This window comes from Clostridia bacterium (assembly GCA_012840125.1).
Lineage (GTDB): Bacteria > Bacillota > DULZ01 > DULZ01 > DULZ01 > DULZ01.
Genome location: DULZ01000092.1, coordinates 27,893 through 41,572, shown reverse-complemented (window position 1 = coordinate 41,572; position 13,680 = coordinate 27,893). Strand labels below are relative to the sequence as shown.

Annotated in this window: 13 protein-coding genes; all 13 read right to left on the bottom strand. The window is 54.8% G+C overall.

The window, feature by feature from the left end; all coding sequences use genetic code 11:
• Window positions 1-78: 78 nt before the first annotated feature.
• The 13 genes from GXX34_10645 to GXX34_10585 all read right to left on the bottom strand — a co-directional run bounded on the left by GXX34_10645 (window position 79) and on the right by GXX34_10585 (window position 13,615).
• A complete protein-coding gene (locus GXX34_10645) occupies window positions 79-1,461 on the bottom strand; it encodes a hypothetical protein (protein ID HHW07961.1) in 1,383 nt (460 codons plus the stop codon).
• On the bottom strand, window positions 1,451-2,698 hold the full coding sequence (locus GXX34_10640; protein ID HHW07960.1) for an FtsW/RodA/SpoVE family cell cycle protein: 1,248 nt from the start codon (window positions 2,696-2,698) through the stop codon (window positions 1,451-1,453). Before GXX34_10640 ends, GXX34_10645 begins: the two co-directional genes overlap by 11 nt.
• Before the next feature lie 41 nt (window positions 2,699-2,739).
• Window positions 2,740-3,453, bottom strand: coding sequence for a Stp1/IreP family PP2C-type Ser/Thr phosphatase (locus tag GXX34_10635; protein ID HHW07959.1), 714 nt, complete (start codon window positions 3,451-3,453; stop codon window positions 2,740-2,742).
• Window positions 3,398-3,883, bottom strand: a complete 486-nt coding sequence (locus tag GXX34_10630; protein HHW07958.1) for an FHA domain-containing protein — start codon at window positions 3,881-3,883, stop codon at window positions 3,398-3,400. Before GXX34_10630 ends, GXX34_10635 begins: the two co-directional genes overlap by 56 nt.
• Window positions 3,876-4,637, bottom strand: a complete 762-nt coding sequence (locus GXX34_10625; GenBank protein ID HHW07957.1) for a DUF3662 domain-containing protein — start codon at window positions 4,635-4,637, stop codon at window positions 3,876-3,878. Before GXX34_10625 ends, GXX34_10630 begins: the two co-directional genes overlap by 8 nt.
• Window positions 4,638-4,640: 3 nt before the next feature.
• Window positions 4,641-5,702 (bottom strand): 23S rRNA (adenine(2503)-C(2))-methyltransferase RlmN, encoded by a 1,062-nt coding sequence (rlmN, locus tag GXX34_10620; protein HHW07956.1) that lies wholly within the window; start codon window positions 5,700-5,702, stop codon window positions 4,641-4,643.
• A 74-nt stretch (window positions 5,703-5,776) separates the two neighbouring features.
• Complete coding sequence (gene rsmB / locus GXX34_10615; GenBank protein ID HHW07955.1) at window positions 5,777-7,186, bottom strand: 16S rRNA (cytosine(967)-C(5))-methyltransferase RsmB; 1,410 nt, start codon at window positions 7,184-7,186, stop codon at window positions 5,777-5,779.
• A complete protein-coding gene (locus GXX34_10610; protein ID HHW07954.1) occupies window positions 7,179-7,871 on the bottom strand; it encodes a zinc metallopeptidase in 693 nt (230 codons plus the stop codon). Before GXX34_10610 ends, rsmB begins: the two co-directional genes overlap by 8 nt.
• Before the next feature lie 41 nt (window positions 7,872-7,912).
• Window positions 7,913-8,698, bottom strand: a complete 786-nt coding sequence (locus GXX34_10605) for a DUF116 domain-containing protein (protein ID HHW07953.1) — start codon at window positions 8,696-8,698, stop codon at window positions 7,913-7,915.
• Complete coding sequence (locus GXX34_10600; protein ID HHW07952.1) at window positions 8,699-9,640, bottom strand: methionyl-tRNA formyltransferase; 942 nt, start codon at window positions 9,638-9,640, stop codon at window positions 8,699-8,701. It lies immediately after the preceding gene.
• 12 nt (window positions 9,641-9,652) lie between these two features.
• Window positions 9,653-10,096: a peptide deformylase gene (def, locus tag GXX34_10595; GenBank protein HHW07951.1), complete on the bottom strand. Its 444-nt coding sequence runs from the start codon at window positions 10,094-10,096 to the stop codon at window positions 9,653-9,655.
• 15 nt (window positions 10,097-10,111) lie between these two features.
• Window positions 10,112-12,331: a primosomal protein N' gene (gene priA / locus GXX34_10590; GenBank protein HHW07950.1), complete on the bottom strand. Its 2,220-nt coding sequence runs from the start codon at window positions 12,329-12,331 to the stop codon at window positions 10,112-10,114.
• Window positions 12,332-12,424: 93 nt separating this feature from the next.
• The gene (locus GXX34_10585; protein HHW07949.1) at window positions 12,425-13,615 is read right to left on the bottom strand and encodes a DUF2225 domain-containing protein; all 1,191 of its coding nucleotides are present in this window, start codon (window positions 13,613-13,615) and stop codon (window positions 12,425-12,427) included.
• Window positions 13,616-13,680 lie beyond the last annotated feature (65 nt).

Sequence of the window (13,680 nt, the reverse complement as noted above, 5' to 3'; positions counted from 1 at the left end):
CTCACTTGCCAACTCTATATGCAAAGCCAGCACCAAGGCGCAAGTAACTGCCATCTTAACCTAAGTATAATATACCATTTATTGTCCTCTGGTTAAGAAATAATTGATTAATTCTTTTACAATCGGCCCCCCGTTTCCTCCTCCCGAGCCGGCGTTTTCCACCACCACGGCGACGGCTATCCGTGGTTGTCCGGCCGGGGCGAAACCGACAAACCAAGCGTGGGCTTGCCCATGGGGGTTTTCCGCGCTGCCGGTCTTGCCGGCTACTTCGATGCCGCTGAGCTGGGCCTGCCACCCGGTCCCGAAAGACACCGTACCCACCATGGCCTGCTGCAAATAAGCAGCCGCTTCCCTGTTCATGACCCTTACCTCCCCGGGCAGGGCCCTTATGTTCGAGAACTCCTGGCCGCCGGCAGCCTTACCTTTTAACAAGGAAGGTGATACCAGCACACCGTCATTGGCAATGGCACCGGTGAGCAGGGCCATCTGCAACGGCGTTACCAGTACCTGTCCCTGGCCGATGGCAGCCTCAGCCAGCCCGTTGGCTGACATGGGCGAGGCACCCAAACTCGACGGTTTTACCGGTACAGGTTCCAGCAGCGGTTGTTCAAAACCAAGTACCCGGGCTTTGTCCCTAAGAATTTCTTCACCCAATTCCAAACCCAGTTGAGCAAAAACCACATTACAGGAATAAGCGATGGCCTCGGTCAAATCCAGCTGTTCATGGGCTCTGGCACATGTCAACCGCCGGCCCTCAATGTCGATATAGCCGGGGCAATAAAACTCCCTGTCTTTCACATCGGGATTCGTCTCTAAAGCAGCAGCCGCCACCACCAGTTTGAAAGTAGATCCCGGTGGATAGGTTCCGGCAACGGCCCGGTTGAACAAAGGGTTGTTCTGATCCTGAGTGTATACCTCCCAATCGGTGTCAACGGTGTCGGGGTTAAAGCCGGGCGAACTGACCAGGGCCAGAATCTCCCCCGTCCCGGGGTCTAGGGCCACCAGGGCACCTCTCCTGCCTTGCAATAGCCGGTAAGCCAACTCCTGCAAACCGGCATCGATGGTGAGCTGGATACTATAGCCCTGCCCTTTCCGGCCTGCTAACCTTTGCCAAGCGTTCTTGAAGCGCAGTGACCCTTCCTGCCCTAAAAGGGTGCCGGCAAACCAGTGTTCCACCCCGGCGGCACCTAAAGTCCTGCTGTAATACCCGACGGGATGGCTGCCGGCGGCGCCGAGGGGGTAATGGCGTTGGCCTTCTCCTTGCCACACCGCTAAAGGTTGTCCATGACGGTCAAAGATTTCACCGCGCTGCACCGCGGCTTCCTTGGCCATGGTATAACGATTAAAATGATGACGCGCCAGTGTTTCCCTTTGCAGCAGTTGGATGCGAGCCAGGGCCAGTGAAAGGACGAGAAAAGCGATCCCGATGACCGTCCAGGTTTTCCGCAGATTACGGCGCATCCTTCATCTTCCCTCCCGAGGCGGCAAAAAGGGAGCTCAGCTTGATTAACAGCCCCAGCATGGCGTAGGTGATGACAAGGGAACTGCCCCCGTAACTCATCAAAGGCAAGGTCACTCCCGTGAGAGGCAGGAGCTTCAGGATCCCACCCAGGATCACCAGGGTTTGGACGGCAAAGAGAATTGCCAGTCCCGCCGCCAGCATTAAGCCAAAATCGTCCGGCGCACCGGCGGCGATTTTCATGCCTCTCCAACTGATCAACAGGTAAAGAGATAGTATTAACACCCCTCCCAGAAAGCCGAGTTCCGCCCCGGCCACGGAAAAAATGAAATCGGTTGCCACCGCCGGGATATAGTTGGGCTGGCTCATCCCCAGGCCCATGCCAAAGACTCCCCCTTGGGCCAGCGCAAAAAAGGATTGCACGATCTGGTATCCTGCACCGTCGGCTAAGGGCCAGGGATTATACCAAACAGCCACCCTGGTCTGCACATGAGGAAAAAGATGATATGCCACCAGACAAGCGGCCCCAAATGCCAGCAAACCCAAGAACACTAAAGAGGACCTGCCGGAGGCAATATAGAGCATGGCCAGGATCAAGGCAAAAAAGATCAGGGCAGCTCCCAGGTCCTTCTGGAAAACGAGCAATACCAAGAGGAGGCCGCCCGTCACCAAAAGCGGTCCTATCCCTTGCCAATCCAGCCGGAAGGGGTTCTTGTCGTGGTCTCCCCCCAGGGATTCCTTGTACTCACTTAAATAGGCGGCCATGAAAATAATGACCAGGAGTTTCACTACTTCCGCCGGCTGGAAACGAAATTGCCCCAGGCTAAGCCAACTCCGGGCACCCCCTGTTTCATCCCCCACCAGGACAGTCAAGACCAGAAACACCAAACCTAACAGCATGAAGGTATATTTATAGTCACTGAGCCAGTGATAATCCCTGAGCACGATCACTATGCAGGCCATGCCCACTAACCCGAGTACCGTCCACCACCATTGTTTCAAGGCCAAATTAGGATCGATGTGGTATAAAAGGAGCAAACCCAAACCGGTGAGCATCGCTGCCGCCGGTAGAATGAACAAGTCCGCCGCAGGCGCCTGCCAAACTAACAGGAAATGAATTAAATAAAAAAGACACCCCAGGAGAATAGCGCCCACCAACAAGACTCGCTTCTCCGGCCCCGGATCCAGCAAATAATACAACCAGGCGCCCGCTAAGAGCAGCGCCACTACTGGCACCAACAACACAGCCTCTTGCCGTCTGGGCCTGTTCATACCATCACCTAATCCATGCGAATAGCCAGCATCGTAATATTGTCGTGGGCCCCTCGCTTCAAACAGAGCTGGACCAGTTTCTCCAGGGCCGCCTGCAAGCCTTCTGTTTCCGCAAAAACGGCGTTGATTTCTTCATCGGACACCAGATTGGTCAATCCATCGGTACACAGGAACAGGAGATCGTTTTGGTTTAAGGTCATACTCCTGGTATCCACTTTTACTTCCGCTTCAATCCCCAGGGCCCGGGTCAAAGCATGCCGGCGCGGGTGGGATTGAGCTTCGCTGGGGGTGAGGCTGCCCTGCCGGAGCAGTTCTCCCACCAGAGAATGGTCGTTGGTGAGCAAGCTCAATTGAGAGTTGCGGATCAAATAGGCACGGCTGTCGCCGATATGGGCCAGGTGTGCCACCCCGTCCTTAATCCAAACCGCCGTGAGCGTCGTCCCCATCCCTTGCTTGTCGGCATCTTTTTGGCTCAGCTCATACACCCTCCGGTTGGCTTCCTGTACGGCTTGAGCCAGTTGCTCGCGGCAGTCTTCTCCCTGCCGGGGTCTAGCTACCAGTTCACCTAGTATTTTCAAGGCCAGGCTGCTGGCCAGTTCCCCGGCTTGATGACCTCCCATGCCGTCCGCTACGGCAAACAGGCTGTGCTCCGGCAACACGGCGTAACTATCTTCGTTCCTCTGCCTTACTAACCCCACGTGGGTCAGAACCGCTGTCTGCATATTCTCCCCCCTTTTCCACCTTAAAAAGGATTCCGCCAATGATTACGGAATCCTCCGGTTTCAGCTTAACTTTTCCCTTAACTTTTTTCCCGTTCACAAAGGTACCGTTGGTGCTGCCCAAATCGATCAGCCACAGCTCTCCCTCTTTTTGCTCGATCCTGGCATGCTGACCGGACACATAGGGATCGGGCAGTACCACTTGATTGTCTCCGGATCGCCCAATGGTAACCGTCTCTTCAATTAACTGTATTTCCCGCCGGGGCAGCTCAGTACCGGACTGTTCCCGGTCGACGACCAGGTAATAAACAGGCCGCCTGGCTTTCCCCGGGACTAATTCTCCCTTCACCAGGCCGAACAGCATGAGACAAAAAATGAACAGGAGGAGCAGCGGGATAAACCGCAGCACCACGATCACCAGCACATTAATCATGGCCATACTCCCGTAAAAGGATCGTACTATTGCCTACCTTGAATTCTTCTCCCGTCTCCAAGAGAATGCTGTCCACCGGCTGTCCCCGGTAAATGGTACCGTTGGTGCTGCCGAGGTCCGTTAACAGTACCTGCTGTCCCAACAACTCCAACTGGGCATGGTACCTGGACACTGCCGGGTCCAGCAAACTGACATCCGCACTGGGATTGCGACCAATGACATTGCGATACTTGGCCAGCACGAAAGACTTGCCTTTGTCCACCCCTTCCGTCACTTCCACCATCCAGCGCAAAAGAACCGGCTCCAATTCCTTTTCCACCCAGCCTCGCTGGAAAATGCGGGTATCCCCATCATTGTCCTCACGGGAATAATTCTTCTCCAAAGAGTCCAAACCTTCCTGCAGCCTGCCGAATACCTTGATTTTTCCCGGTGGAATCTCCGCATCACAATCCAGTTTAATATCCAGAGGCTTGATGAGATACAGATTCCGTTCTTTCGCCTTTTTCTCCAAGTATTCACCCAATTCCCCCAGCAGGGAATGCTGGTAGGGGGCAAAACTCTGGTAGTCTCTAGGATGAAGCCGGATCAAATAGAAATTGGGGACATAAGTATACTTGATGCTTTTTAAGCGTTGCTTGAGCATTTGTTTATGCAGGGCCCGGGCCAGGTCACCCGGCTCTAAGGGACGCGGGAAAGCCCGCCGGAAAATCCCTTCCAACCGTGTTCCTAGGAAATCTTCAAATCTGGAAATCAAGGTTTATCCCCTCATTTCTCTCCTGCGTAATTGACCGCAAGCAGCTTCGATGTCACCGCCTTTTTCTTCCCTGATCACGGCGGTCACCCCATGGTCCTCCAGGTATTGCCGGAAAGCCATAACCTTATTCCTCGAAGGCTTGACAAAAGGACCGTCGCTAACGGGATTAAAAGGAATCAAGTTTACATTGGCCAACAGGCCTTTCAACAGCCCTACCAGTTCTCCCGCGTGAGCCAAGCTGTCATTCACGCCGCCCAGTAAGATATATTCAAAAGTAATGCGCCGGTTGGTTCTTTGGACCCAGTAGTGACAAGCCGCCACCAGTTCCTCCAAGGGATACCGGCGGTTAACCGGCATAAGCCGGCTGCGCAATTCATCATTCGGTGCGTGGAGGGAGACAGCCAGCACCAGGGGCATTCCCTCATCTGCCAAGCGATAGATCCCCGGCACGATGCCGCTGGTGGACACACAGATCCTCCGCCAACTGATGTTCAGCCCCAGGGGATGGTGCAGCAGGCGAATTCCTTGCACCAGGTTTTCATAATTGAGGAAAGGTTCCCCCATCCCCATGAATACCAGGTTGGAAACCGGCGCTTGGCCCGCCGACACCAGGTCCCGGTTGACCGCCAGTACTTGTCCCAGTATCTCATGTACTTCCAGGTTCCTGGTGAACCCTGATTGTCCGGTGGCACAGAAGGCACATTTTAACGGGCAGCCCACCTGAGTGGATACGCATAGGGTACGCCGTTGTTTGCCTTCCGGGGGATCATAAGACATTAAGACCGTTTCTACCAGTTCACCGTCCGGCAAGCGCAGCAAGTACTTAACCGTATCGTCCTGCCTGGATGCCAGCCGCCGGATCACGGGAAGTCCCTCAATGCTGAAATGTTCCGCGAACCACATTCGCAACTTTTTCGGCAGGTCCGTCATTTCTTCCCAGGAGGTAATCCCTTTCTGGTGAATCCACTGGAAAAGCTGCCTGCTGCGAAAAGCCGGCTCCCCCAGCTCCTTCATGATCTTGTCCAACTCATCCCATGGGAGATTACGTACGTGTGGCTTGTTCATCCTGTTTTCCTTTCCTCGCCCTATATCCATATTATGAACCAAAAACTCCCTCACCAGACTTTTCCCGGGCAAAATTAAGTCAGTTTTCGCAAGCGGGCCATGAAAAAACCGTCAACGCCATGCACATGGGGCAGCAGCTGCAGCATCCCTTCCCCCATGAGCTGCCGGTCCTCTTCCCGCTCCGGAGTAAAAGGGACATAGGGCTGCAGGTTTTCCAGGACAAACCCCGGGTTTTCTGCCAGGAACCGGCGCACCACGACCTGGTTTTCTTCGGGAGAGATCGAACAGGTGCTGTATACCATCACGCCGCCGGGTGCCAGGGCCTTTCCCCCGGCTGTCAAAATCGCCAGCTGCAGTTCAGGCAATTCTCGCAGTTGCTCCGGCTGCTTCCGCCACCTGGCATCGGCCCTCCTTCCCAGCACACCCAGCCCGGAACATGGCGCATCCACCAAAATATATGAGGGAGGCCGTGGGACCAAACGGGGGAGTTCCCTGGCATCGCCCAGGTGCGTGTCCACCGAAGTGATGCCGAGCCTGCGGCACGCCTGCTTTATCAGCGGCAGCTTGTGGGCATGAATATCAAAGGCCAGGATCTTCCCCCGGTCTTGCATGAGCTCCGCCAGGTGGGTCGTCTTGGTACCCGGTGCGGCGCAAGCATCCACCACCAGAGCGTCGCCGGCCGGCTTGAGGGCATGGGCCACCAGCATGGAGCTTTCATCCTGCATGGTGAACAAACCCTGGGCGAACTCTTCCACCTGTTCCAGCCCAGGCCAGTTTTCTACCAGCAGTGCTTCCGGCACATAGCGGCTGTTCGCCACTTCCATTCCTTTTGCCACCAGCCGCCGGCGCAGCTCCTCTTTGGTTGTTTTCAAAGTGTTCACCCTCACGGTCAAAGGCGCCGGTCTATTGTTATATTCACACAGTCTAATAGTACCTTCTTGCCCGTAAGCAGCCAGCCAGCGCTCCACCAACCACTCCGGGTGAGAGTATTTTAAAGCGATATGTTTCACCGGCTCTGCCGCCAGGGATGGGAAGGGCAGCCGGTTCAGGTTGCGCAGCAAACTGCGCAAAACCCCGTTTACCAGGCCGGCCACTCCTTGATGGCCGTAAACTTTGGCCAGCTCCACTGCCTCATGAATAGCCGCCCGGGGTGGGACCCGCTCCAGGTACATCAGCTGGTAGGCCCCCAACCGCAGGATATTTCTCACAGCCGGTGTCAAGCTGTCCAGCCGGCGATTGAGGAACCGGCTCAAAGCCCAGTCCAAGGTCTGCCTGGTGCGGGCAACACCGTAAACCAGTTCAGTAAAAAGACCCCGTTCGGGGCCTGATAACTGGGTTTGTTGTAAACGGTCATGCACGGCAATATTGGCGTAGGCACCATCTTCCAAGATATCGATCAAGGTCTCCACGGCCAGACCCCTGGCATCCTGCCTTTTCCCGCGGCGCTGCCTGTTTGTTCCTCCACGACTGGAATGCTTACTCATCTCTTCTTAACACTCCGGCGATAATCAGCAACCTGACAAGATTCAAGACCGCCGTTAACGCAGCCGCTACATAAGTCAGGGCTGCGGCATTGAGCACCGCTTTCGTAGGTTTGACTTCATTTCTGGTGATGAAGCCGCTTCCCTCCAGCAATGCCACCGCCCGGCTGGAAGCGTTAAACTCCACCGGCAGGGTAACCAGCTGGAACAAGACCACCGCCGTAAAAGCATAGACACCCCAAATGGCCAGCGCCGGGCTGCCCAGCAGCAGTCCGATGATGATTAACGGGAAAGCCAAATTGGAACCCAGGTTAGCCACCGGCACCAGGCTGTTTCTCAAAGCCAGGGGATAATAACCCACATCGTGCTGCACCGCGTGGCCGGTTTCATGAGCCGCTATCCCCAGGGCAGCAATGGAACTGCCGTTGTACACTTCCGGGGAGAGCCGGAGCTTCTTGCTGCGCGGATCATAATGATCTGTCAAATGCCCCTGGATCATTTCCACTTCCACATCATAAATACCCGCTTGGCGCAGGAGCTCCCTGGCCACCATGGCGCCCGAGACCCCGCTGGCAGCTCTTACCTGAGACCACTGGGAGTAGGCGCTCTGTATCTTAAACTGAGCGTACATGGATACCAGGATGGCCGGGATTAAAATGATCATCGTCCAGTCGAAAAGTAAAGGCATCGGCATTTTCATCTACCTCCTTACAACCTGTTTTTATATCATTATATAGGAATACCTTTCGAAAAAGAGCTTTCCAGGGCAAATCCACCGGTAAAGGCTCTCAAGTGCTTTTCCACTTCCGCCACATCAACCTTGGTATTAAAGCAAGGTCCATTAGGCCGTGCATTCAGTACCCCCATGACCGGTAGAGGCACGTCCTGGATACCGCTGGTCAAATCCCTTTCGCAAGCCACCGCCACAATGGCCTTGGGCCGGTAAAACTCCACAAAACTCCGGGCCAGGGTCCCTCCCGTGGCTACCGCCAGGTTAGCCCCATAGCGCCGGGCTAAGCTTTTCAGGTCCGCGATGGGGCATTTACCGCACTCGCGGCAGTTGTTCACGGCGACGGTGATCTTATGGGGGCAGTCACTCCACTGCAGGCAATGGGGCACGAGAATCAAGATCTCTTCCGGCTTAACCTGGACACCCCGGCTCCGCACCAGCTGGTTGTTCACGGCAATGAAGGATGCCCTGATTTTTTCCCGGTCAATGCCCAACAAGGTCCCCACGCTTAAAGCCAGGGGAAAGAGCCTGTTCACCGCGAGAATCATGATGTTTTGCGGGGTATGAATCCCTCCCGCACTCCAAAGGGTAATCACCAGGAAAAGGATGCCCAAGCCTACCAGGGCAAGAAACCCGGCGGTACCAACCAACAGTACTGTAACTAGTATTTGATTGAGGAGCAGCCCCTGGTGGGTCATCAAATACCAGATGAACAGGAGCAAGCCCCCCAAAAGAAGCACACTCACCGACAGAAGGGCGATAAACAGTCTTTTTTTCACCGTCAATCAATCACATCCCAAGATGGTGCCCGGCACCAGAGGATTCCCTTTGATAAACTCCTCCGTTGTCATGCGCTTCTTGCCTGCCAGCTGCAGCTCTTTCACCAGGATCCCTTGTCCATCGCCGCAAGCTACCAGCACACCCGCCCGATCCAACGCCACCACGGTACCCGGTGCACCGGTGGCGTCCAGCTGCGGTACCACCTGTGCCTTCCAGATTTTTAGGTTTTTTCCTTGCCAGCGGGTGTAAGCACCGGGCCAGGGATCCATGCCTCTCACCTGGTTGGCAACCTCCTTGGCCGGTCGCCGCCAATCAATCCACTCATCCGCCCTGGTCAAAAGAGGCGCGTAGGTAGCCTTTTCCTCCTCTTGCGGTCGCCTGGGGGCCTCACCCTTCTGCAGGAGCGCCAAGGTTTCCAAAAGCAGTTGGGCACCGTCTGCCGCCAGCAGATCATGCAGTTCCCCGACCGTCATCTCTTCCGGAATCAGGCGCGGGGACTGGAGAATGATATCACCGGCATCCAATTTCCGGCTCACAAACATGGTAGTCACACCGGTTTTCTCTTTGCCGTCCATAATGGCCCGGTGCATGGGTGCCCCACCCCGGTATTCGGGCAGCAGGGAGGCATGAACGTTAATGCAACCGTAAGGGGCTAACTCCAGCAGCGCATCCGGCAGCAGCTGCCCGTAAGCTACCACGACAATACAATCGGGCTGCATACCTTCTATCCTTTTGATGCTCTCCGGGGCCTTGACCTTTTCCGGCTGGAACACAGGTAACCCCAGGGCTTGAGCCGCCTCTTTCACCGGCGGGGGCGAAAGATTCCTGCCCCTCCCTTTGGGCCGGTCCGGCTGGGTCACGACACCGGCGATCTCATAGCCTGCTCCATGAAGAGCTTTCAGACAAGGAACAGCAAAATCAGCCGTTCCCATAAATACTATGCGCAAGACTGCCACACCTCAGTTCTCCACCAGTTTATCGATATACAAAATGCCGTCTAAATGATCGATTTCATGCTGCAATGCCCTGGCCAACAGGCCCTCACCTTCCACCAATTGTTCGTTGCCGTGCCGGTCCTGGTACTTGACCTTCACCCGGCTGGCCCGTTTAACATTGCCTTGCTTCCCCGGAATGCTCAGGCAGCCTTCCACGGCAATTTCCTCGCCTTCTTGCTCTATGATTTCCGGATTGACCAGTTCCAGCAGGCCATCCCCCACATCGATCACCACGACCCGCTTTAGCACGCCGATTTGGGGCGCCGCCAGCCCCACCCCGTCGGCATCGTACATGGTGTCAGCCATGTTGTTCAACAGTTTCGCCAGGGACGCATTGAATTTCGTCACTGCTTGGCTCTTTTCCCGCAGCGCCGGATCGCCAAGCTCCAAGATACGATAAACAGCCACTCATTTACCTCCTTTTTACAACATGCCCAAAGGATCCACATCCAGGTTAATCCGTAATCCCCTGGGCAGCCGCCCTTTGGTCGCCACTTCCCGTAAGGACGCGCCGACCAGGTGCCGCATTTTCTTTAAATCCAAACCTTTCAACAGCAACTGCCAGCGATAGACATTGTTGATCTTCGTCACAGGTGCCGGGGCCGGGCCAAATAAGGTTACATCTACCGCTCCCCGGTAATAGTTTATTTGGTCGGCAATTTCTTTACTACCGGTTTCACACATTTCCTCGTCAGGCCCAAGGACCAGAATGCGCAGGATATGGCTGAAAGGCGGGTAGTTCAGGAGCTGGCGCAAGTGAACCTCTTGCGCAAAAAACTCCCGGTAATTGTGCCGCACCACAGCTTGAATCGTAGGGTCTTCCGGGACGTAGGTTTGGATCACCACTTCTCCCGGCCGGCTGCCTCGCCCGGCGCGGCCGGCCACCTGGGTCAGGAGCTGAAAAGTCCTCTCCCTGGCACGAAAGTCCGGGAAATTCAACATCTGGTCCGCCAGGATCACTCCTACCAGTGTCACCCCGGGAAAATCCAAGCCCTTGGCTACCATCTGGGTGCCGATCATCACATCCGCTTCCCGTCTTTGAAACATTTCCCATAACCGGTAATAATCGCCTTTGCGACCAACGGTATCACTGTCAAGCCTGACCACTTTAGCCTCAGGAAACAAGCGCCGCAGCTCTTGTTCCACCTTCTCCGTCCCTGCCCCTAAGGGTCTGACCCTGGAGCTGCCGCAAACCGGGCATGCCGCCGGCACGGGACGCACATAACCGCAGTAATGGCACTTCAGGCAATGCTGCTTGGCGTAATAGGTTAAAGAGACATCACACCTGGCACATTTAATCACTTGGCCGCAATCCCGGCAGTGAAATAAATTGGCATATCCTCTCCGGTTCAAAAAGAGAATGGCCTGTTCCTTGCTCTCCAAGCGTTCCTGCAGCTTTTCCTGCAGCAGCTTGCCGAACACACTTGCATTACCTTCTTTTAATTCGGACCGCATGTCCGTTACCAGGACCTGAGGTAGGTGTTTTTGTTCCACTCGTTCTTCCATCACCAGGAGCTTGTATTTTCCCTGCCTGGCTCGATGATAGCTTTCCAACGAAGGAGTGGCACTGCCCAGGATCACGGGGATTTTATGAATAAAGGCCCTGGCAATGGCTACTTCCCGGGCATGATACTTGGGCACTGCCTCTTGCCGGTAACTGGTTTCATGTTCCTCATCCAGGATAATCAATCCCAGTTTAGGGGCCGGGGCAAAAACCGCCGACCTGGTTCCTACGACGACGGGCACTTGCCCAGAGCTTATCCGGTCTAAAGTGGCCAGCCTCTCCCCTACAGACAAGCCGCTATGTAAAACAGCCACCTGCCGGCCGAAACGGCGGTAAAACCGCTCCACCAGGTGCGTGGTCAGGGAAATCTCCGGAAATAGGACAATGCCCTGGTAACCTGCCTCCACCGCTTGAGCCAAACTCTGCAAGTAGATTTCCGTTTTACCGCTGCCGGTTACCCCGTGCAACAGAAAAACTTCGTACTGGGGGGGGACCAACTTCGGCCGGATCTCTTCCATCACCCGGGCCTGTGCCGCGGTCAGCCTGGGCGGCTTTTCCGGCACTTCCTCCTGGGCAGGGGCTGCCGCCTCTGCCTCCCGGATGACCACTACCCCTTTATCCACCAGGGACATTAAACTGCGCCGGTCCGCGTCCGCCAGCTTCAGGACCTGTCCCACCGGTAAAGAGCCAAACTGCTGCAAGATGTCTATGATAGCCCCTTGCTTCGGTGCCCTCTTTTTCGCCAAGCCCAGTTGTTCCACGGTGGCGGAGGGTTCTAAATAACACCATAGTTCCTTTTGCTTAGTTCTCTTTCCCCGCGGGAAAAAAGCTTGCAGGACCGTGACCAGGGGACACATGTAATAAACAGCCATCCAGCGAGCCAGCCGCAGCAGTTCCGGTTGGATGGAAAGTTCCCCTTCTACCACTGCCAAAATAGGCTTCACTTCGGATACATCCGCTTGATCCGCAAGGCCGATTACATATCCTTCCAACTGCCGGTGTCCAAAGGGTACCAGGACTCGCACCCCCGGCTGCACGGCTTCTTTCAACTCGGGAGGAATATAATAATGGAAGGGGCGGTCAACTTTCCGGTCAGCGATTTCTACCACAACTTGGGCATAGGCGGCCCTGTGTTCCATCGCCACCCCTCCTTAGAGATTTCAATATAATAATTACAATTATATTATAGCTTTATTATAACAAAAAACTTAACCTGTCAAAAGTTTTTCACCCTAAGCCATTTCTTTAACTTCCATGTACCGCTCCCTGGCCAGGTTGTTGTAGTAGGGTGTGCCATCCCCTCGCCGGATAGCCCGGTAGAAATGCTGCAAAGCTTCCTTTCTTTCTCCCCGGCGCAGGTGCAGCTCGCCTAGAATAATGGACAACTGCTGTTCATGTTCCGGCTTTAGCTTTACCGTACTATTATAATAAGCCTCCCGGTAATATGCAAAAGCCTTTTGCCAGGAACGTTCATACCACTCTACATCACCGATATCCTGGTAAAGCCAGGACAAGGACATGTACAGTTTGGCTATGGCTAAAGGATTATCTTTATCTTCATCCTTGAAATATAAAGCCAAATAATAACCGGCAAAGACCCTGTCGATGCCGAGGGGTTCCGCAGGGGGCAGGGTAAAACGCCCCCGCAGCTGGGCTGCCTTTTCTTGATAAGGTTGTAAAGCATTTTTACTCAGCCGGTGATACTTATCGAAATCGACGTAGTTTTCGCTAAAATAACAGAAAGGACAAGTACGAATCGTATACCATAAGGGATTAAAATCCGCGTATATTTCTCTCAGATCGTGATCCCTTCGTTCCAACCGCAGTTTAGTCATCCTGGGGATTTTAGTCCTGAAACTGCTTTCACACACAGGGCAGGACACTTCTTTTTCGTAGTAATACTGCTTGTCAGTCTCGGGAGCATAAATCTGATATGTTTTATGCCCTTCCGGCCACACGAGAGAACCTGGGGCAACCCCCTTGGACAAGCTTTGCCCCGCTGCCGTTTGGGCATCGCCCACCGGTACGGAAGCACCTTTCTCCTCCGGGGCGGGCTTGCTTCTTTGCTCCAACAGCCGCACCTTTCCCGCCAGGCTCTTAATCACCGACAGGGCCAGATCCGGCATCTCCTTCACGAAAAATGGGAAATCCTCTCTGGCGATACTGATAGCGATCACCTGGCTTTCTGCTATCGCGGACACGTTCTCCGGCATATCATCTGTCACCGCCACGTCGCCCAGAAAATCTCCTTGCTGCAAGACCATTAATTTCTCCGGCCGGCCGGCGGGGGAACTGCGAAATACCCCTACCCGGCCGGAAAGAATAATGAACATTTCGGAGACGATATCTCCTTCCCGGAAGATGGTGTCTCCTTCATCAAATTTCCTAACAGCACCAAGGCTGATCAGCTTCTCCAGGTCCATTTTTTCCTCCCGGCTCACATCATTGTTGTCATGCGGCTCTCCCGCTGCTGCAATTCATTGGACAT

Excerpts from the sequence above, each read along its gene's own strand:
- GXX34_10645 (HHW07961.1), bottom strand. The coding sequence starts at position 1,461 with ATGCGCCGTAATCTGCGGAAAACCTGGACGGTCATCGGGATCGCTTTT.
- GXX34_10635 (HHW07959.1), bottom strand. The coding sequence starts at position 3,453 with ATGCAGACAGCGGTTCTGACCCACGTGGGGTTAGTAAGGCAGAGGAAC.
- GXX34_10630 (HHW07958.1), bottom strand. The coding sequence starts at position 3,883 with ATGATTAATGTGCTGGTGATCGTGGTGCTGCGGTTTATCCCGCTGCTC.
- rlmN (HHW07956.1), bottom strand. The coding sequence starts at position 5,702 with ATGAACAAGCCACACGTACGTAATCTCCCATGGGATGAGTTGGACAAG.
- rsmB (HHW07955.1), bottom strand. The coding sequence starts at position 7,186 with ATGAGTAAGCATTCCAGTCGTGGAGGAACAAACAGGCAGCGCCGCGGG.
- GXX34_10610 (HHW07954.1), bottom strand. The coding sequence starts at position 7,871 with ATGCCTTTACTTTTCGACTGGACGATGATCATTTTAATCCCGGCCATC.
- priA (HHW07950.1), bottom strand. The coding sequence starts at position 12,331 with ATGGAACACAGGGCCGCCTATGCCCAAGTTGTGGTAGAAATCGCTGAC.
- GXX34_10585 (HHW07949.1), bottom strand. The coding sequence starts at position 13,615 with ATGGACCTGGAGAAGCTGATCAGCCTTGGTGCTGTTAGGAAATTTGAT.